This is a genomic window from Halomarina halobia (assembly GCF_029338575.1).
GTDB lineage: Archaea > Halobacteriota > Halobacteria > Halobacteriales > Haloarculaceae > Halomarina > Halomarina halobia.
In genome coordinates this window covers 36,956-55,136 of the sequence record NZ_CP119995.1, presented here as the reverse complement: position 1 = coordinate 55,136, position 18,181 = coordinate 36,956, and the positions used below count along the sequence as shown (strand labels likewise).

Sequence of the window (18,181 nt, the reverse complement as noted above, 5' to 3'; positions counted from 1 at the left end):
CTCACGACCGTCGCGGTGGTACGCTACGGCCGTCTCGAATGAGCGCCAGGTGTCGGGATCCGTCGACGCGGCGTACGGGTGGTCCGCCTCGCCGTCAGCACGCTCGTCGTAGGGTTTGATCGGAACCTTCGTCTCCTCCCCGTCGCGATGCTCGATCCGCCAGCACACCCACTGCGCGCGCTGTCGGAGCCGCTCCGGGACCGCCTCGAACACGGTCACGCCGACCACCCGCAGTCGCTGAGGCGCTCGGGGACAGCGGCGGGTCGGAACGCGAGCGGTGGCCGGCCGTCACCCCCCCTCACTGTGACCACCCGAAACGCCGATGAAGCGTTTTGATCGCGTCGTCACGCTCGCCGGCAGTGTCGCCGCTCCCGGTCATCGGACCACCTCACCGGCGTCTGCGTCCCCGCGTGGATAGGTGACGCCGAGCGTCCGCTCGTGAAACGTGCTGCAGGCCGGACAAGCGGCGAGTTTGCCCCGCCGGGGGTCACCGAAGACCCGGACGTACTCCCGCGTGACGTATGCCTCGCACCCCGAGCAGCGCGGACTCATCTAACCTTCACCTCCGCGATCGCCTCGAACTCCTCGAGCGTGTGGTTCTCGCAGGCGTGGGTGACGTCGCGCGGATCGGCGTCGATCTCAACCGCCGTGGACGCCGTGCAATTCGCCGCGTCGCACTCGTAGATGCTGTAGACCAGTCGATACCCTCCAGACGGCGACTGCTCGTAGTCCGTCCGGTCGCGCCCCCCTGCGTAGAAACGAGTCGGCGACATCTTACTCGCCGACCTCCACGGCACAGAAGCATTCCCAACACGGAAGCTGGTCGCCGTCGACGCCGTCGCAAAATTCGTTCCCGTTCGGACACGGCTCTTGCCCCCGCTCCCCTCCGGAGCGCTCGCGTCGCTCAGAGACGCTTGCTTGCTAATCTGTCCCTCGCTGTCGTGTGCGGAAACCTCGACGTCTCCGCGGGCGTTGGTTATCGCCATGGTCCGGCCGACCGTTCCGGGACTCACCGGAAGCGCGTCGGTTGCTCTCCCCTACGAATTCAAGTGATAAATAGTTGTGTGCTGTGTCACTCCCTGTCCGGTGACCAACCGGCGCCTGTACCTCTCTCAGCGTGAACGATCAGCCGTACGATGCGCTAAAAGCACACAACTGTGTGTCAATGTGTCTCTAAAAAGGCCAGCCGTAGCTATTGGTTCATTGTTTTTTCAGAATGGCGTAAAACGCCACGGGGCGCATTTCGATGGTGGGTGAGTTAAGTCCACCTGCAACCCCGCGGCGCGTCGGCCGAACCATTGCTTGACGCTTGGCGATTGCGGACACGGCCGGGCGTGGCTCGTGTCTATTCCATTCTACACTACAGTCACCTATAGATGTTGTGGAAAATGGCACAGACAGCCGCCAATTCGGCGGAATTGTATAGATACGTCTATTCGCTTTTACAGGGTGGTGTGTGTTCCTCGCATCTGTGCCGCGCGTGGTTCTCTCGGTGCGGCGATGCAGCGGGTTCCTGTCTCCGGACTGCCTGACGATCCAGTAGCTTCTGTCTCCGGGTTGCCTGACGGAAGCCACCGCATCGATGTAAGTCATTCGGTTGTTCTGGTAGTTAACCACAGAGTTACTGTCTATGAGGGCTTAGCGCGCTCTGATCGTTAAGACCTATCCGCGCGCCGTCTGGTGGTTTTCAAAACCCGGTCTGTCGGCAGTGACGCGTACGACGGTCGGCGGGCGCGACCGCCTGTATGTCGCGCGCTCGACGTGTAGAGGGCGAACCGGTGGACGAGGCGGGGGAAGGGACGGTCCGGCGTGATGCATATACCGTATGTTGCGATACAGAGTGCTGCATCCATGTAGAATCCGTGACGAACGGTACTACACTTCACTCAGCGCGCGCTGCAGTCTGCTGCAGGGTGGCTGTCAGCCGCTCGTCTGACGCATCGTTTTGCAGCAGGCGTGTGGAAGCGATGGGTATGGAACGCATCACCGCCTCGCTCGAGGAGCGTCACCAGGCGTACCTCAAGCGGGTTCGTGAGGAGCCAGAAGAGGGCGAGCGAGGAAATCGGAGGCTGTGCGGCTGATATTCGAGCGCGCTGAAGAGCGTGATGAACTCGCGCAGCAGCGTGACGCACTCCGACGAAAGACCGATGAACTCCGCTCACAGCTTGCTGCAGCGAACTCACGGATCGATGCATCGAACGAGTTGGTCCGCGCGGTCGAGCGCGAGCAGTCGATCGCCGAGCGGAAGGCACAGGCGGGGATCGTCACCCGGGCGAAGTGGTGGCTGACCGGGATGCCCTCGTCGTCCTCGCCCTCGTCGTCGTCGTCGTCGGAGGCGGCGCGTGTCACGGAGCCAGAGCCCGCCTCGGAGCCGGAACCGAGCGGAGAATCAGCGGGAGCGACAGAGCGGGCGGCGGCGGCAGAAGCCTCGACGGCGCGGCCGTCGCGCTCCTCCTCGAGTCGGTCGTCGTCGTCGCGCACGAACAACGAGTGACGGGACGGGGGCGTCCTGCGCGCGGCTTAACCAACACGTGCACGACGGCGTCCGCGGTTGTTGGTTAAGATCCGATGCCGAACGTCGACGGGCAGCCCGCCGACGAATGAGTATAGCTACACGCTATAGCTATACCGACCGACAGCGCCGCCGTCGCCTCCCCGCGCGCGCGACGCCTCGGAAAAAACGTTGCGTCGGTCCCGTCCTCGCTTACGTCCGGGCGTGCGCCTCGTCGATCTCGACGGCGAGCTGATCGTCCAACATGGGGAAGTAGCCATACCGCCACCCGGTGCGGCCGATGAACAGGCCGACGCCGGGATTCCAGCGGGTGAACTCTCCGCGGGCGAAGGCGTGTTCTTCTTCCTCCTTCAGCTCCCGACGCTTCGTGACCGAGAAATCGCCGGCGTGGTCTTTCTCGACGTGTTTGGTATAGGTCTTGAACTCCGTGCCGACGACCGTCCGGGCGTAGTCGATCGACGCCTCGTCACCGAGCCGGAGGATCACGCGCGAGACCAACCCCGAGAGGATGGACGTCCCGCGTTCCTTCCCGTAGTTCGCGAAGAGCTGACTCACCGACTGCAGCGTCAAGAGCACCTGAACCTGCTGGCCGCGACCGAGGTTCACGAGGTCGTCGAGGCGGCGCAGCCCGGGGATGCGCGTCGCTTCGTCGAGGATGAAGTACGCCCCCCGACTGGCGTCGTCGAGCGCGTGCATCGCCGCGTGATCCACCAGGAACCGAAAGATGGGCGCGACGGTCTGGCCCTGCCGTTGCGGGAAATCGAGGACGAGCACGCGCCCCTGTGGGTTGCGCATGTACTCGCGGATGGAGATCTCCGCGTCGGCGGTGTGCGTTGGAGCCGCAGCCGCAGCTTCGTCGGCTCGGGCCGCAGCCTCGCCCGCGAAGTCGCCGACGAAGACGTCAGCGACGCGCTGCTGGACGGTGGCGTACACGCCGACGGACTGGCGAGAGCCGTCGGGATCGAGCGCGGACGTCGCCGCGGCCATGTCGCCGTGCTCTGAGAGCGCCTCATACAGGTCCTCGCGTGAGAACTCCCGGAAGGTGCGTGCGAGTAGGGCGTTCGACAGCGTGACGTCGGGATCCTCGCGGTACTCGCGATCGAGGGCGACGCACGTGGCGCGAAAGACGTCACGCGCGGCCTGCTCGAAGAATTTCGCACTACCGTCGCCGTCGGCGGGGAAGAGCGCCCGGGCCAGCTCGCGGTAGTCCCGCTCGTCGTCGACCTCCTGGAACACGTTCCAGATGTGCGTCGACCCCGACGCGGAGACGCGGATCACGGCGTCCTCGCCACAGACCTCCCGGAGAAAGTCCTGGTAGTCAGTCTTGTAATCGAAGGCGACGATGGGCTCGTCACCCCGACGGGCGTCGGTGAGCTGCCAGACGAGCGTCTTGCCTACCTCGGTCTTGCCGGAGCCGGTGGTGCCGAGCGCGAGCATACTGGTGGGCCGCTCGATCGTCGCCGCCGTGAGGTCGACGAGCCGGCCGAGAATGGGGAGTGCGGCAACCCGAGCGACGAGGCCACTGGCACCGCCGCCGGTGAGGCCGACCCCCATCGGAAGGACGAACCCCTGGCGAGCGGCGCGCGTGAACGCCTGCCGGCGGACGAGCCGGCGGACGGTCGCGGCGAGCCGGCGCCACCCCAGGACGAGGCCGATGAGGATGAGGCTCCAGACGGCCGCTGGTGCGCCCCAGGCGACGTAGATGAGGACGGGCAGGCCACCCAGGAGGGCGCGGCGCTGCATCGTCGAGAGGCGCCACCAGCGCTCGCGAAGCCGGGGTTTGAATCGCGTTCCTAACCCAAAGTCAGATACGGACACGCCGAGATAGCCGAGTGCCGCGACGGTGAGCACGGTCGAGGCGAGGTCTGTGACGAGTTCCATCATCTCCCTCAGACCCCCCGCCCGCGGTCGTGCTCCGACTCGCGGCCTTGCTCCTGCTCCTGCGCTCGCGTGTACTCAGTGGTCTGTTCTGCCTGCTGCTGTCGTTCCGCCCGGAGGAGCGACGCCTCGAGCGCGTCGGCTCCCCGGTCGGGGTCACTCGTGTCCATGTTGTGTGTCATTGCTTGGTGCTGCTGGTGCTGTTCTTGGTGCTGGTGCTGTTCCGGTGCTCGATCCGTACGTTCTGGCCGGGGACGAGCGACGTCCCGGCGGAGGGTGTGCTCGCGCCCCCGCTCGACGAAGTGCTCATCCGCGCGCGCACGCGTCTCGCGAATATCGTCCAGGTCCATGTAGAGCGAGTTTTGCGAGCCGGCGATCGCGACGTGCACGTGCGGGTGCTCGGTGTCGCGGTGGATCCCGTAGGCGTACACGGTATTGGGCCGGTCGGCCAGGAACTCACGCATGGTCTGGCGGGTGCGAAGCGACAGTTCGCGGTCGGAGAGGCGCTCACCGTTCTCCGGCGAGAGAATGAAATCTCGCGTGAACTCGTGGCGCTCTGAGTGTGCGAGCATCGCCGCCCGCTGCTCGTCAGTCAGGGGCTCGCCCCGGTGGTTCCGGAGGTCATCACGGGCGTCGCGCTCGATATACGCGAGGAGATCGCCACAGCCCGCGTGGCGATGCGACGTCTGAAAGAACGTCGTCACAACTCGTCACCTCCCCCCTCACCGCCACCGCTCCCCGAATCGGTATCACGGAGCGCGCCGAAGCCGGAGCCCTCGCTGGCTCCCTCCTCGTCGACGTCTCCGCCGTCGTCTCTATCGGCGTCTCCATCGGTGTCCACGTCGGCGGGGTGGAGGTCAGGGTGCTCCTCGACGGGGATGCGAAGCCGCCGCGCCGCCGTCGAGAGTGCCTCCCGGCGTTCCGTGTCGGGATGCTCCGTTTTCAGAAGCTCCCACAGAGCGATCGCGTACACGTTCCCCCGGGCGGAGAGGTCGCGGACGTCGTCGGCCACCGCCACGAGTTCGTCACGGCCGTCGGCGAGCAGCTGCTCGATGTGCCGCTCCGCCTCGCTCTCCTCGATCAGGCGCTCTGCGGCCTCGCTCTGGCGTTGCTTTTGGACGAGGCGGTAGAGGTACTCCGAGACGCTCAGGTCGCGCTCGTCGGCCTCCTCTTCGATCTGACCCTTCTCGCCCTTCCCCACGTAGAGCGTGAGCCGCTGGTCACGCGCCACGGGGGAGCGACACCTCCGGGAGGTCACGTCGTCGACACGAGCCCGGATCCGGCCGGGCGTGTTGAGAACGAGGGTCAGTCGGCCGGCTGTCGTCGGTGGGATTCACTCCTTCGTGGCGGCGTGGGGTGGGCCTGGCAAGTTTAAGAACCACCGCACTCGGTGGTGAATCCGGCTGTCGTCGTCTGATTTCCATCTGTGGTACTACCACCACACTTCTGTTACACCTCTTGTATTAAGTAGATCACCGGTACGGTGAAAGTGAATTCAGGACTGACAGACAGAGCGACGCGTTCGGGAGGACGCCCTGCGTGACGCGGGTGGGACTGACAGGCCGGTCGTCGGTGCTCGAGGACAGGGACGTCCGGCGCCGACGGGAGTTGATCGAGGCGGACAGGCCCGCCCTCACAAATAACAGAACTACTCTGTGCTCGTGGACCCACCCCCACCACGGCGCAGTATAGCGATTTCCGAGTAATCGCACATCATGGCCCCACGATACCGGCGTCTCTTGCTGGTAGTTATGTAAGGCCGTCCGAGAGAAACGCGGTGTGCGGGGCGTCGAGGCGGTGGCCGACGACACGACACGCGACGCGAGAGCGGCGAGACGACCGCCACCGCATCGCACCGCACCGCACCGTCACCGCCACCGCCGGACGCCCCCCTCCCTCCGGTCGGGGGTAACGCTCAGGCTTCCGGGTCGGGGGGCAAGCCCCCGCTTCCGGCCGCTCCGCGCGGACTGGGACCCGCGCTCCGCTGGTCCTTCGCTGTGCCGGCTGTGGGGGTCGAGCCGGATCCGAATACGTTCGTGATCCGACGGGCGGAACGGTCGTGTTCGTGGGGACCGAACCGCCGGTATGCACAACGACGGTGAGCGGGAGACCGACCGGGATGCTCTCGCCGCGAAGGTGGCCCGAGTCGTCGAGTACAACACGGGCGGGCCACAGCCGGTCAGTATCGAGCCGTTCCGCGTCGGGCAGATCCTGACCCACCGAAACCGCCACTCCCCGGCACAGGTAGACGCGGCGATCGAGCAGGCGCTCGAGCAGGGATTCATCACGACGACCGACAGCGGTGAGCTGGTCTCCGCAGAAGGGATCCGTTAGGCGAGCGGTAGGGTGGGGTAGTTCACTGTCTCCCCTGCAGACTCAGTCGGAGTCAGCCGACTCGCGATCCGCACGGGAGGGCGCCCGCCCGCGCTCCCACGCCCGGACGTCGACGCCTTCGCCTTTGAGGTAGTCGCGAATCTCATCACGCTGCTCACGCATCGCGTCGCGAACCGCCTCGATCTCGGCGTCCGTTACCGGCTCGTGATCCCGTGCCATTGTTCAAATCTCCGTATGTATCCTTCCATGTGCTCAGTTAAGTGGTCTTCGGCGGCATCGAGCGCGACGTTCGCCGGGAGCGGCGGCGTCAGTTCGTGACTGTCGATTTTCTCCCCCTCGCGGTAGACGTCGATATGCAGCCCCTCTTCGGTAACGTCGTGCGTCGCTTCAGCACTCCCGTCGGCGTCGTGATCGTAGCGGACGACCGTCGCCCACTCCTCGCGGTCAGGATCGAGCAGGTACTCAAGTTGCACGACGAACCGCCGCACCTGTCCACGCTCGACGTCGATCCCGAGCCGGCGGCGCACGCGGTACTCGAGCGGCGTCGTGAACGCTTTATCATACTCTCGGGGGGCATCGTCTGGCATCTCACTCGTCGGCGCGGTCTTCGTGTAGACCCTGCTTAGCGAGCCGAGGAGATATTTCCTCGAGTTCTTGCGCAATTGCCTCCCGGGCGGCGTCGACGTGACGAAGTGCCATCCAAAGTTGTCCATCGTCCGGTGGTGCATACACGTCGGACAAATTCACATCCTCGCCGATACGCTTCTCAGCGAGCGCTTCTATGTCCCGAGACGCCAATTCCTCCCGTTGGCCGTGCACACGGTTCAGGTCTTCGAGCGCGTCGAAAAGCCGCTCAACCGCCTCGGCGACATTGTCGTTACCCATCGTCGTCCTCACAGACGGCCTCCCGAAGTTCATCGCCGAGCGTGGGGTGGTGCTCGTCGAGGATGGGGAGGTCAACCTCGCCGATCCGTTCGATCTTGTCTCGAACGCGGGCGACGACACGGTATCGGTAACTGTCCGAGACGTCCGCGTCCCCCGCGAGAATCTCTATCTCACGGTCGGTGAGCAGGGCGCGGTAGGTCTTTTCCGGCATGGCGGACGGGTTCGGTGCTGGCATACATTACTCTATGCGGTTTCCTCCGCGATAAACATTACCCTTTGGAGTATCGCTACTCCAGAGAGTAATCTTTATGTTACTCCACGTAGTAGCTATAGGTAGAGACAGACCGGTCCCTCGGGGCGTTTCACTCGATAGGAGGAAACGCCCGCGCGTCACACCGCGCGGGCTGGGGTGTCTTGCACGGTAACACCCATGACGACACACGAGACTGCGGCAGAAGAACGTACCGACAATGACCTCGACCTGGAGCTTGACCCGCGCGATGTGCGCGCCCTCACGCACTACCTGCTGGTGGTCGAGGACGCCCCCGACCTCTACCTCGTGTACGGCGAGGGCGGCGACGAGTACACGGTCGACGCACGCACCGGCGCGTGCACCTGTCCGGACCACGAGTACCGCGGCGTCACGTGCAAGCACGCCCGCCGGGTGGCCTTCGAGACGGGCGCTCGCGACGTCCCCGCGGACGCCGACCGCGACGCGATGGATCCGCTGCTGGTCGAGGCGCTCGAGGACGTGGACCGAGCGACGGGCGACGACGAGCAGGATCCGGCCGTCGCGACGGACGGCGGGCTCATCGTCGCCGGCGATGACGGCGAGGTCCTCGAGGGCGAGGACGAGGGTGAGGGTGAGTACACGTACCACGTCGAGCCGCCCGCAGAGGGCGGACAGCGCTACGTCCGCTGCGACGGCTGCGGGCGCGAGCTGCTCATGTCACTCGGCGGCCGGAACGCTCTCCTCCACGCGGCCGATTGTCCGACCGAGACCAATGAGGGAGCGTGACATGGGGACGGGGGCGAGCGTGATGTTCAAGGCGTGCGACGCCTGCGGCGAGATCAAGGAGGACGTCCGCCGCGTGCGCGTCGAGGGCGAGACGCTCCGGCGGGCGCTCTGTCCCGACTGTCGCTCGGCCGAACAGTCCTAACGAAAGCGCGGGGGCCGTCCCCCGCCTCTATAGGTATGACCTTTTCTGCGGCGTCACCGACCCTTACTCACAGTCAGCGACGGCCGATCATCCACGCTACAGTGACATTGTAAGTTACCGAATTATCCGGCATAAGCCGGTGCTAACCGGAGCTGCTGGAGACGCAGGACAATACCACTCGGAGCCCGACGACAGCACATCTTGTTACTCAGATACTCACGAAATCACTATACCGGAGGCGTGCTATATACAACCAATTATCAATGAGTTAACGAGCGACGGGGGAGCGTGGCAGCTGCCGCGCTTGCGTACGGATGCCGATGACGCGACGCACCGCGGCCGGTGTGCGTCGTCGAGGCGCGAGACCGGCCCGGTAGCTTCCGAGTCGTGCAGCGCAGACCGGTCCCCCGGGCCAGTCGTCCGGGGGAGGGTGTAACAGTGGCATGCCACTGACGCGGTGATCCTTCAATCCCCACCTGTGTCCGCGCACCTCGCCGCCGCCGGGGCGGGGTGCTGCTTCGTCAGTCGCTCGTGTCGGCCGCTTCAATCGGCGGGAGGGGCCCAAATTTCCCACGCCGTGCCTCTGCGTGACTGGCCGTCCGCCACCAGCGTGTAGCCCTCTGCGGTGTCGTCTCGCTCCTCGTCGCCATAGATGACGTCGAACCCACCGTAGTCGGGGAGATCGGAGTCGATACCGTCGGCGAGTTCGGGCGATTCCAGGGCGTCGATGCGCCGCTCAAGATCGCGTTTGCTGGACATGTGCTTGATTATCTATCACCGGCGGTCTTGGAGTCCTCGGGGGGCTGAGCCGTCGTGCCACGTCGACGTCGCGGGAGGCTCGATCGTGAGACCGGAATCAGAGGTGAATTCGCCCTCTGGCCCGTAGTAGCGGTCGTACTCCGCCGGTGACATCCAGCCACTCGGTGTTTCAGGATCGCCCCCGATCCTGACAACAAAGATCCGTTCCTCGTCGGGGTGGGACGGCTCGAGCGCGTCAAGCCGCCGATCGAGGTCACGTTTCGATCGGCGGGTCACTCCCGATCACCTGGATTGATCCTGTACGTAAACTCGCTCTCCGGCAGGTCGCCGTAGTGGCGCTCGTACTCCGCCGGCGAGAGCCACCCGGTCGGGGCGTCGTCGTCGCCACCGATGATCGCGACGAAGATCCGTTCCTCGTCGGGGTGGGACGGCTCGAGCGTGTCGAGGCGCTTCTCGAGGGTGCGTTTCGATCGGCGCGTCATGCTCCCCCCTCCACGATCGAACGGTCGGAATCGTGGCCGGAGGCGCCGGCGAGCGGACCATACGCTGGATAGTCCGGCGACGCTGCCATGACCGTCCGATCCCAGACGCGATCAACGTGGTCTGCCGTGATGGCCGCTTGCTCGAAGAATGCACGGACACCCTCGTCGCCAAGCGGGACGTCTCCCTCCACCCGACCGTGGAGAAACTCGAGGAACGTCGGTTGCGGGATGTACACCCCCGTCTCGGCTCGGAGATCGTACAACGCGCGGGAGAGCCGGCCGCGGAACTCCGCGATCACCCCGGACGTCATAATGAGGAACCCCGGAGCGTTCCCACGAGCACATTGGGCGTGCCAATCCGTCTGTATTGCAGTGCTGAGAGGGTCGGACACTGAGAGCGGGGTGTATACTAAACAGAGCTCCGGCGTCTGCTCTGACTGGTCTTCGAGCTGGTCGAGGCGCTTCTCGAGGCCGCGTTTCGACCGGCGGGTCACCGCTGGCCCTCCTGCTGTGCTTCGAGGCGCTCGAGGCGGTCGGCCAACACGTCGAGATCGTGGAACTCGGTGATCCACTCGTCGTAGTCCATCGCTGTCTTCGCCGCCTTCCGATACTCTTCGTTATCGAGGAGCCCCCGGATCGCACGGGACACCACGGCCTCGACGGTGAACGCCCGTCGGTCACGATCGACGAGCCGAGCGTGAACGTGGCGGGCGATCCGGGCGAAGTCCTTGCTAATCTGCTGTTGGCTCACGCCGTAGTCCTCGGCGAGTTCCGTCTGGTTGAGTGCGGCGGGGTGGCCCGCCTCTTCGACGAGTTGTAGCAATTCGGCGCGCCGTTCGACGTAACTGTACTCCGTCCGGGCTTTCGAGGGGAGGTCAACGCTCGAATAATCGGGCTCAGTACTACCCTCTACAACTCCGAGCGCCGCAGCAGACGAGGCAGACGAACCGGACGAAGCCGGCGAGGAGGAAGAGGGGGACGCCACGCCGGCTACCCCTCTTCCTCCAAGTCGACCGCCAGGCGGTCGGCCAGTTGCTTTTGCGTTCGTAGCGGATGCGTGTCCCGCAGGCGCGCCGCTGCCTCCTCGTCTCCCGCCGCAACCAGCCGATCATAGATCGCGTTGACCATCAGTTTCCACCGGTTGGCCGGGCGGTCTTCCGCCGGGTCGTGCCGTCCCTGCTTCTCACGGCGGCGCTGGTGCTTGCGCGCCTGTTGTTCCTGCCACTCCTTCTCGAGGTCCATGCGGGATTTGACGTTCGAGAGATCGCGCTCGGTCGGATTCGAGAGCACGGTGACGCGAGGGTGCTTTCGTAGCAGGGCATGGGCAGCATCCGCTTGAGCCGCGGGGAGTTCGAACCGTCGGACGTCCTCGCCTGGGTCGGGCTCGGGGAGTTCGATCAGGCGCTCACCGTCGGGGTCCGTCGGGTCGCCGATCGTGGCGAACGCCGTGGGCGCGCCTAACACGATCACGTCGCTGTCAGCGTCACTACTGTCGGTCTCGGGGGTGTCGGTGGTGGGAGATGCGTCGGTCATGATGGATGGATGGATGAATGGAATGGTACGGCGTGGAGCAGGCCGTCGACTGCGGCGAGTCGGTGCGGCCGGATGAACGGCGGACCCCGCCGCCCATCCGACGATGCTACAAACCACAGAGACGGTATCGGGGGAACACCAGCCCCGTTCGTGCATCCTGCTCGCTCCGGAGGCACGACAGCCGGAGGTCATCACGAGTTCGGGGACTCCGCCCCCGCCCGGTTGGTGTGGGCCAGTAGCCGCCGGATGACGTCCTCGTAGCTGTCGCCCGGGCGCTTCCGGTAGAACAGGGCGTCACGCGTCTCCGGCTGGACGGCGATCGTTGTATGGCTCGAATTCGAGGGCATAGCACTGGACTGAGGGCATCGACGGACGGATGCGGTGTGTTCACTCGTCTATAAGATCTATAGGTACAAGAACCTTCTGATCAGTGTGGTAAATTTACACGTCAATATCGGTGGACAGAACGTCCGTTCTCGGCGAACCACTCAGCACGGGCGCATACGTTTCAGGTGGAGACCGCGGACACCACTCATCAATCGGCGGAGTCCTATCAGACACACGAGAAGTGTAGACGCTGTAGACGGGGGCCCCCCCCTACCTTCTTTATTAGAGCGTATACTACCTCGTTTTCTGCTACTCTATGCGAGTTTAGTGGAGGGACCGTCTACACCGTCCACGCCTCCAGAAAACAGGGTAGAGAACCCACTCATTCTTGTGAATTCGCGTAGACGGTGGTGAGAACTCGAAAAAGTGACCGTCTACACTGTACTGATTTCCGAGGGGAATGTAGACGCTGTAGACGGTCGGAGCTGGAAAGTTCTGAGCAGCGGCGAGACAGCGAGGAAAAGAGCGGTCGGGGTTAGAACCAGCGTTCGTGTTCGTCGCATGCTGCTATGGGGTCTCCTCAGACGTCCCCCGGAGAGACCGCCGGGGGAGCGTGGACAGGATCGACGAGTGCCGTTGCTGGTCGGCGGGGTCGTTTGACCCGGTGGTCACGGGCGTGGTCCGCTGAGTCGGTTGAGTCAATGTGAGTCAATAGGTGGGGGTCGGCATTGACTCAGCAAAACCACAAGACGGCAGTGGAATTGAGACGGGTGAGTCAATTGAGTCAATGTCTCGGCCTACTCTCTGATTATACCCATAGTTAGTAAGCGAGCAAACGCGATTTGATTGACTCAATTGACTCACTCCAACTCACCCCTCCGCAGTGTGGCGATTTTGTGAGTCAATGTACCATTCCTGACATTGACTCAGATTGACTCAATTGACTCACCTCGCTTCTCATGACTGTTGGTCGTGGGTACATCATGCGCGCCGCGCGCTTCGGCACTCGCCGTCGGCATCCTCCTCACTGTGAGCACCGTCCGATGTCCACTTCCCAGCTCGTTCTGTCGGCGTCTGGTCGGCGCTCCCTCAGCCTCCGTCAGTTCGGTGAAGGAGTACGCCGAGGGCGTCGGTAGGAGGGGCGTCCTTCAGTCTCCGTCAGTTCGGTGAGGGACGCGTCGCTGGTCGGCTCCCGTCCGCCACCAGGTGACGCTCTCGGCCTACTCGGACGGAGGTCTCGTTGCGCGCGCGGGCGAAGCTACGACGAACGTCTGGATGGGCGTCGAGGCAGCCGCGAGGCTGTCGTCGTGGTCGTCGCCGCTGACACCTGCCTGACTGGCTTCCCAGTGTGTGGGAAGCTCCGCCGGTTACGGCAGGGTGGATGTCACTCGACGGACTCTCGCCCTCGACGGACGCCGTGGCGTCCGCGTCCCCCCGTCGAGGAGGACGAGGGGGGAGGTCAAGCCGGCTACACTACTTCGTAGACGCCCGTTTCTGGTTCTTGAAGCACGCCCGTGGTGAGCGCCGTGGCGAGCGCGGTCTCTGCCGTCTCGGGGTCCATCCCCCGCCACTGCGTGGCCTTCGCCAGCAACTCCCCTCGTGGGAGCCGACCGTCCGATCCGGCCTGCTCGATAAGTTCGCGAAGACGGACGGCGTCGGCACGCGTCGACGTCGCATCGTCAGGGACCGCACTCGACGCGTCAGGCGATTCTGGAGGGGTCTCCTCCCCGGTCGTACCCCCGGCGTCAGGCGTGTCGGAGGCGGTCGCGCCCCCGTCCGTAACCGCCTGATCAGTCGCGTCGGTACTCTCTGCGAGATCGGCGTTCGCGCCGCGGTCACCTCGCTCAGTCGTCCCGACGCCCTGCTGAATCTCGGCCACCTCGGTCGCGTATTCGCTGAAGGTGAGTTGTGGGCCGTACTTGTCGTGAATCTCTAATTTCGTCCCACTAATCCGGTAGCACTTGCCCGCCTCGAGGCCGGCCAGCTCCGCGACGCCGGCGAAGTCGATGACGTCCACCATGTCGGTCGCATCACGGACCGTCCCCGAGTAGGCCGGGCCGCGTTCGGCGGTGTTTTCCTCGAAGCCGAGCACTTCGACGGTGACCGTCGTATAGCCGTCCGCGACCGAGAGATCGGCGAGCGGCGTCTCGTCGTGCACCGTCGACCGCTCAGTTGGCTGACCGTCGCCGTCCCCGTCCCCGTCCCCGTCAGCGTCGTCATCACGGTCGGTGTCGTCGACGTCAGCCATATCGTCGAACGGGAGGGTGACCTGGTGGGCCATCGTCGGCGGGATGTGCTGTGCCCCTTCGGAGGTCAGCGTCGCCGCGCGAAGCGTCCGGATCTGCTCGCCGTCGACGCGGGGGCGGTACTCGTCGACGGTGAAGGTGGTCTGGCCGAGGACGCGCCAGAAGACGCGCTGATCACGGGGAGCGAAGTCGTTCGCCTCACAGAACCGAACGTAGGTCTGATAGACGACCGCTTTGGGGAGTTCGTACCCTCGCTGATTGTCGAGACACTCCACGCGAAACTGCTTAATCGGGTCGGAGAACTTCTCGTAGTATTCGAGGCGCTCCTCGCCCGTCTCGGGAAGACTCACGTCGCCGTGCTCGCGGAGGCGGTCGAGGCCGTCGAGCGCCGCGTTCAGCAAGCCGGAGAGTTCCTCGTCGGTCGTCATCGACTCGACGAAGCCCTCTTTCTTCGCGTCCGGATTGCCGTCGTCCGCCTCCGTGGTGAAGTTGTACGGGAGGTGTACCGGGACGATGCGGCGCTGAATCGAGTGAAGCCGTTCGCCGAACGCCGGCGGCTGGTTCACCCCGAACATGAGGGTCGCTGTGTTCCGGAACGAAAAGCCCTGCTCGCCCTTCCGCTCGGCCATGATCCGGTCGCCACCGGTGAGCGCCTTCAGCTTGCTCACGTCGGTCACCTTCGCACCGGACATGTCCGCCGCCATGTTCGCGAGCTTCCCGTAGAGGTCGGCCGTCGCAAAGCGGTTCTCGGCGAGCGACTGGAGTTCGTGCTCCGCGACGTTATCCGCGCCGAGGAGGTCAGTGACCACGTTGAAGAACGTCGTCTTGCCGTTCGAGCCCTTGCCGAAGAGGATGAGGAACTTCTCGTAGTCGTAGCGCGGCCACAGCGCATGTCCGACCATCTCGAGCATCGTCCGCTTGTCCTCCTCGCGCTTCGTGATGTCGTCGAGGAAGGCGTCCACGGTAGGACAGGCCGCGTCAGGGTCGTACGCGGCCGCGATCCGGCGCGTAAACAGGTACGCCGGCGAGTGGTCGGCGAGCTCGCGCGTCTCTAAGTTGAGCACGCCGTTCGCCACGCAGAGCAGCGGCGCGTCCGCCGCGCCGGCATTGAATTCGTCGCGCGTGTGGCGACAGGTCGCCTTCAGCTGGTCGACGATTTCGTTTCGCTCGTGCCGGCTGTAGTGCGGGCCGAGGTTCGCCTTCAGTATGTCCGAGACGTACGTTTCCCCGTTGCGGACGAAGACGCCCGTCTCGGCGTCGTAGTAGTGGAGATGGTCGGTGTCTCGCGGCGTCGCGAAGGCGTGATCGGCGAGGAGGAGGTCGACCGCCTCACTCCTGGCGTACTTGTTCTCACAGCCAGGGACGTTCGAAGGCTTCGCGTAGACGCCGCGCACGTGCTCCCATGACGAGGCTCCATCGTCATCGGCAGCATCGGATTCGCCGTCCGTCTCGGCGTCTCGTGCCGTCTCACCAACGATCGCGGGCGGAGTCGGCGCGGTCTGGCTTCCCGGTGAGTAGAACTCCGTCACGCCGGAGAGGGCTTCGTCGATCGTTCCCTCGCCGTAGGTCGTGCCGTCGGCGTAATGGGGCTCGTCCCACTTCGCCCGCATCCGGCCGGAGTTCCGAACGATGCGGTCCATCTGGTGGCGGTCCCCGCCGGTCCAGAACGCGAGCATCGAACAGAAGGCGAGGTCAGCACGACTCGTGTCATTGCTGTGCATCGAGTCGTCGCCACGGTACAGCCGTGAGAACTTCTCGCCGTTCTCGGCGGCGCGCGCCTTCTCCAGGAGTTCCTCGTCGTCGAGGTCGAGGTCCGGCGGCGGTGCCGTCGAACCCGTCGCCGCCGATTCTGATTCGCCAGCAGCCATGTACTCGGCGTACAGGTCTTTGACCACGCCGTTGCGCTGCTCGACGGCCGGCGAGACGTCGAACTCGGTCGCCTGCTCGCCGGTCACCGTGAAGAACCGGCCGTCATCGTACAGTTCCAGCTCACTCGACTCGAACGCCTCGAGCGTCGAGTCCTGGGGGACCTTGTTCCGGTCGCCCGGGTGGAATCCGACGACGTAGACGTGATAGCCAGTCCCCGACGGGGAGACCTCCGTATACGAATCGAGGCGCTCGATGACGTCACGCGCCCACGGTTCGACCTCCCTCGTGTCGGGGTCACGGACGTCGTCGAGGTCGACGCCCGCAACGATGTCGTCCCGGGCGAACACGAAGCCGACGCCGTCCGTCCGCTCACGACCGTCGCGGTGGTACGCTACGGCCGTCTCGAATGAGCGCCAGGTGTCGGGATCCGTCGACGCGGCGTACGGGTGGTCCGCCTCGCCGTCAGCACGCTCGTCGTAGGGTTTGATCGGAACCTTCGTCTCCTCCCCGTCGCGATGCTCGATCCGCCAGCACACCCACTGCGCGCGCTGTCGGAGCCGCTCCGGGACCGCCTCGAACACGGTCACGCCGACCACCCGCAGTCGCTGAGGCGCTCGGGGACAGCGGCGGGTCGGAACGCGAGCGGTGGCCGGCCGTCACCCCCCCTCACTGTGACCACCCGAAACGCCGATGAAGCGTTTTGATCGCGTCGTCACGCTCGCCGGCAGTGTCGCCGCTCCCGGTCATCGGACCACCTCACCGGCGTCTGCGTCCCCGCGTGGATAGGTGACGCCGAGCGTCCGCTCGTGAAACGTGCTGCAGGCCGGACAAGCGGCGAGTTTGCCCCGCCGGGGGTCACCGAAGACCCGGACGTACTCCCGCGTGACGTATGCCTCGCACCCCGAGCAGCGCGGACTCATCTAACCTTCACCTCCGCGATCGCCTCGAACTCCTCGAGCGTGTGGTTCTCGCAGGCGTGGGTGACGTCGCGCGGATCGGCGTCGATCTCAACCGCCGTGGACGCCGTGCAATTCGCCGCGTCGCACTCGTAGATGCTGTAGACCAGTCGATACCCTCCAGACGGCGACTGCTCGTAGTCCGTCCGGTCGCGCCCCCCTGCGTAGAAACGAGTCGGCGACATCTTACTCGCCGACCTCCACGGCACAGAAGCATTCCCAACACGGAAGCTGGTCGCCGTCGACGCCGTCGCAAAATTCGTTCCCGTTCGGACACGGCTCTTGCCCCCGCTCCCCCTCCGGAGCGCTCGCGTCGCTCAGAGACGCTTGCTTGCTAATCTGTCCCTCGCTGTCGTGTGCGGAAACCTCGACGTCTCCGCGGGCGTTGGTTATCGCCATGGTCCGGCCGACCGTTCCGGGACTCACCGGAAGCGCGTCGGTTGCTCTCCCCTACGAATTCAAGTGATAAATAGTTGTGTGCTGTGTCACTCCCTGTCCGGTGACCAACCGGCGCCTGTACCTCTCTCAGCGTGAACGATCAGCCGTACGATGCGCTAAAAGCACACAACTGTGTGTCAATGTGTCTCTAAAAAGGCCAGCCGTAGCTATTGGTTCATTGTTTTTTCAGAATGGCGTAAAACGCCACGGGGCGCATTTCGATGGTGGGTGAGTTAAGTCCACCTGCAACCCCGCGGCGCGTCGGCCGAACCATTGCTTGACGCTTGGCGATTGCGGACACGGCCGGGCGTGGCTCGTGTCTATTCCATTCTACACTACAGTCACCTATAGATGTTGTGGAAAATGGCACAGACAGCCGCCAATTCGGCGGAATTGTATAGATACGTCTATTCGCTTTTACAGGGTGGTGTGTGTTCCTCGCATCTGTGCCGCGCGTGGTTCTCTCGGTGCGGCGATGCAGCGGGTTCCTGTCTCCGGACTGCCTGACGATCCAGTAGCTTCTGTCTCCGGGTTGCCTGACGGAAGCCACCGCATCGATGTAAGTCATTCGGTTGTTCTGGTAGTTAACCACAGAGTTACTGTCTATGAGGGCTTAGCGCGCTCTGATCGTTAAGACCTATCCGCGCGCCGTCTGGTGGTTTTCAAAACCCGGTCTGTCGGCAGTGACGCGTACGACGGTCGGCGGGCGCGACCGCCTGTATGTCGCGCGCTCGACGTGTAGAGGGCGAACCGGTGGACGAGGCGGGGGAAGGGACGGTCCGGCGTGATGCATATACCGTAT

Annotated in this window: 21 protein-coding genes; 3 read left to right on the top strand and 18 right to left on the bottom strand. The window is 64.7% G+C overall.

The genetic code is table 11. The annotated features are described in order from the left end of the window. Positions 1-375: 375 nt before the first annotated feature. From P1K31_RS21820 to P1K31_RS21800, 5 genes are all read right to left on the bottom strand, one after another. A complete protein-coding gene (locus P1K31_RS21820) occupies positions 376-552 on the bottom strand; it encodes a DUF7563 family protein (protein WP_276306859.1) in 177 nt (58 codons plus the stop codon). Further along, positions 549-773, bottom strand: a complete 225-nt coding sequence (locus tag P1K31_RS21815; RefSeq protein WP_276306858.1) for a hypothetical protein — start codon at positions 771-773, stop codon at positions 549-551. The genes P1K31_RS21820 and P1K31_RS21815 overlap by 4 nt, the downstream gene beginning before the upstream one ends. Positions 774-2,704: 1,931 nt before the next feature. Further along, complete coding sequence (locus P1K31_RS21810; RefSeq protein ID WP_276306856.1) at positions 2,705-4,393, bottom strand: type IV secretory system conjugative DNA transfer family protein; 1,689 nt, start codon at positions 4,391-4,393, stop codon at positions 2,705-2,707. Positions 4,394-4,401: 8 nt separating this feature from the next. Beyond that, on the bottom strand, positions 4,402-5,094 hold the full coding sequence (locus tag P1K31_RS21805; RefSeq protein ID WP_276306855.1) for a relaxase/mobilization nuclease domain-containing protein: 693 nt from the start codon (positions 5,092-5,094) through the stop codon (positions 4,402-4,404). Then, positions 5,091-5,621 (bottom strand): hypothetical protein, encoded by a 531-nt coding sequence (locus P1K31_RS21800; protein WP_276306854.1) that lies wholly within the window; start codon positions 5,619-5,621, stop codon positions 5,091-5,093. Before P1K31_RS21800 ends, P1K31_RS21805 begins: the two co-directional genes overlap by 4 nt. A gap of 854 nt (positions 5,622-6,475) precedes the next feature. Between P1K31_RS21800 and P1K31_RS21795 the strand changes: the two genes are divergently transcribed. Continuing rightward, complete coding sequence (locus P1K31_RS21795) at positions 6,476-6,724, top strand: hypothetical protein (protein ID WP_276306853.1); 249 nt, start codon at positions 6,476-6,478, stop codon at positions 6,722-6,724. Positions 6,725-6,766: 42 nt separating this feature from the next. Here P1K31_RS21795 and P1K31_RS21790 read toward each other — a convergent pair whose 3' ends face one another. The 4 genes from P1K31_RS21790 to P1K31_RS21775 are packed head-to-tail and all read right to left on the bottom strand — an operon-like array spanning position 6,767 to position 7,844. Next, the gene (locus P1K31_RS21790; protein ID WP_276306852.1) at positions 6,767-6,943 is read right to left on the bottom strand and encodes a hypothetical protein; all 177 of its coding nucleotides are present in this window, start codon (positions 6,941-6,943) and stop codon (positions 6,767-6,769) included. After that, positions 6,919-7,311 (bottom strand): DUF7718 family protein, encoded by a 393-nt coding sequence (locus tag P1K31_RS21785; protein WP_276306851.1) that lies wholly within the window; start codon positions 7,309-7,311, stop codon positions 6,919-6,921. The genes P1K31_RS21790 and P1K31_RS21785 overlap by 25 nt, the downstream gene beginning before the upstream one ends. A 1-nt stretch (position 7,312) precedes the next feature. Beyond that, the gene (locus P1K31_RS21780) at positions 7,313-7,609 is read right to left on the bottom strand and encodes a hypothetical protein (protein ID WP_276306850.1); all 297 of its coding nucleotides are present in this window, start codon (positions 7,607-7,609) and stop codon (positions 7,313-7,315) included. Next, the gene (locus tag P1K31_RS21775) at positions 7,602-7,844 is read right to left on the bottom strand and encodes a hypothetical protein (RefSeq protein ID WP_276306849.1); all 243 of its coding nucleotides are present in this window, start codon (positions 7,842-7,844) and stop codon (positions 7,602-7,604) included. Before P1K31_RS21775 ends, P1K31_RS21780 begins: the two co-directional genes overlap by 8 nt. Before the next feature lie 195 nt (positions 7,845-8,039). On the opposite strand from P1K31_RS21775, the gene P1K31_RS21770 reads away from it, so the two are divergent. Beyond that, complete coding sequence (locus P1K31_RS21770; RefSeq protein WP_276306848.1) at positions 8,040-8,627, top strand: DUF8118 domain-containing protein; 588 nt, start codon at positions 8,040-8,042, stop codon at positions 8,625-8,627. Continuing rightward, positions 8,614-8,769, top strand: a complete 156-nt coding sequence (locus P1K31_RS21765) for a hypothetical protein (RefSeq protein WP_276306847.1) — start codon at positions 8,614-8,616, stop codon at positions 8,767-8,769. The genes P1K31_RS21770 and P1K31_RS21765 overlap by 14 nt, the downstream gene beginning before the upstream one ends. A gap of 543 nt (positions 8,770-9,312) precedes the next feature. Here P1K31_RS21765 and P1K31_RS21760 read toward each other — a convergent pair. The 9 genes from P1K31_RS21760 to P1K31_RS21720 form a co-directional block, all read right to left on the bottom strand. Further along, positions 9,313-9,528 (bottom strand): hypothetical protein, encoded by a 216-nt coding sequence (locus P1K31_RS21760; RefSeq protein ID WP_276306846.1) that lies wholly within the window; start codon positions 9,526-9,528, stop codon positions 9,313-9,315. 272 nt (positions 9,529-9,800) lie between these two features. After that, positions 9,801-10,010, bottom strand: a complete 210-nt coding sequence (locus P1K31_RS21755) for a hypothetical protein (RefSeq protein ID WP_276306845.1) — start codon at positions 10,008-10,010, stop codon at positions 9,801-9,803. After that, positions 10,007-10,504, bottom strand: a complete 498-nt coding sequence (locus tag P1K31_RS21750) for a hypothetical protein (protein ID WP_276305544.1) — start codon at positions 10,502-10,504, stop codon at positions 10,007-10,009. Before P1K31_RS21750 ends, P1K31_RS21755 begins: the two co-directional genes overlap by 4 nt. Further along, positions 10,501-10,833, bottom strand: coding sequence for a hypothetical protein (locus P1K31_RS21745; RefSeq protein ID WP_276305545.1), 333 nt, complete (start codon positions 10,831-10,833; stop codon positions 10,501-10,503). The genes P1K31_RS21750 and P1K31_RS21745 overlap by 4 nt, the downstream gene beginning before the upstream one ends. A 167-nt stretch (positions 10,834-11,000) precedes the next feature. Beyond that, entirely contained in the window at positions 11,001-11,543 is a 543-nt protein-coding gene (locus tag P1K31_RS21740) for a hypothetical protein (protein ID WP_276306862.1), read from the bottom strand. Between the two features lie 191 nt (positions 11,544-11,734). After that, a complete protein-coding gene (locus P1K31_RS21735) occupies positions 11,735-11,890 on the bottom strand; it encodes a hypothetical protein (protein WP_276306861.1) in 156 nt (51 codons plus the stop codon). Positions 11,891-13,338: 1,448 nt separating this feature from the next. Then, the gene (locus P1K31_RS21730; protein ID WP_276306860.1) at positions 13,339-16,572 is read right to left on the bottom strand and encodes a phage/plasmid primase, P4 family; all 3,234 of its coding nucleotides are present in this window, start codon (positions 16,570-16,572) and stop codon (positions 13,339-13,341) included. Between the two features lie 156 nt (positions 16,573-16,728). Further along, on the bottom strand, positions 16,729-16,905 hold the full coding sequence (locus tag P1K31_RS21725) for a DUF7563 family protein (RefSeq protein WP_276306859.1): 177 nt from the start codon (positions 16,903-16,905) through the stop codon (positions 16,729-16,731). Then, the gene (locus tag P1K31_RS21720; protein ID WP_276306858.1) at positions 16,902-17,126 is read right to left on the bottom strand and encodes a hypothetical protein; all 225 of its coding nucleotides are present in this window, start codon (positions 17,124-17,126) and stop codon (positions 16,902-16,904) included. The genes P1K31_RS21725 and P1K31_RS21720 overlap by 4 nt, the downstream gene beginning before the upstream one ends. Positions 17,127-18,181 lie beyond the last annotated feature (1,055 nt).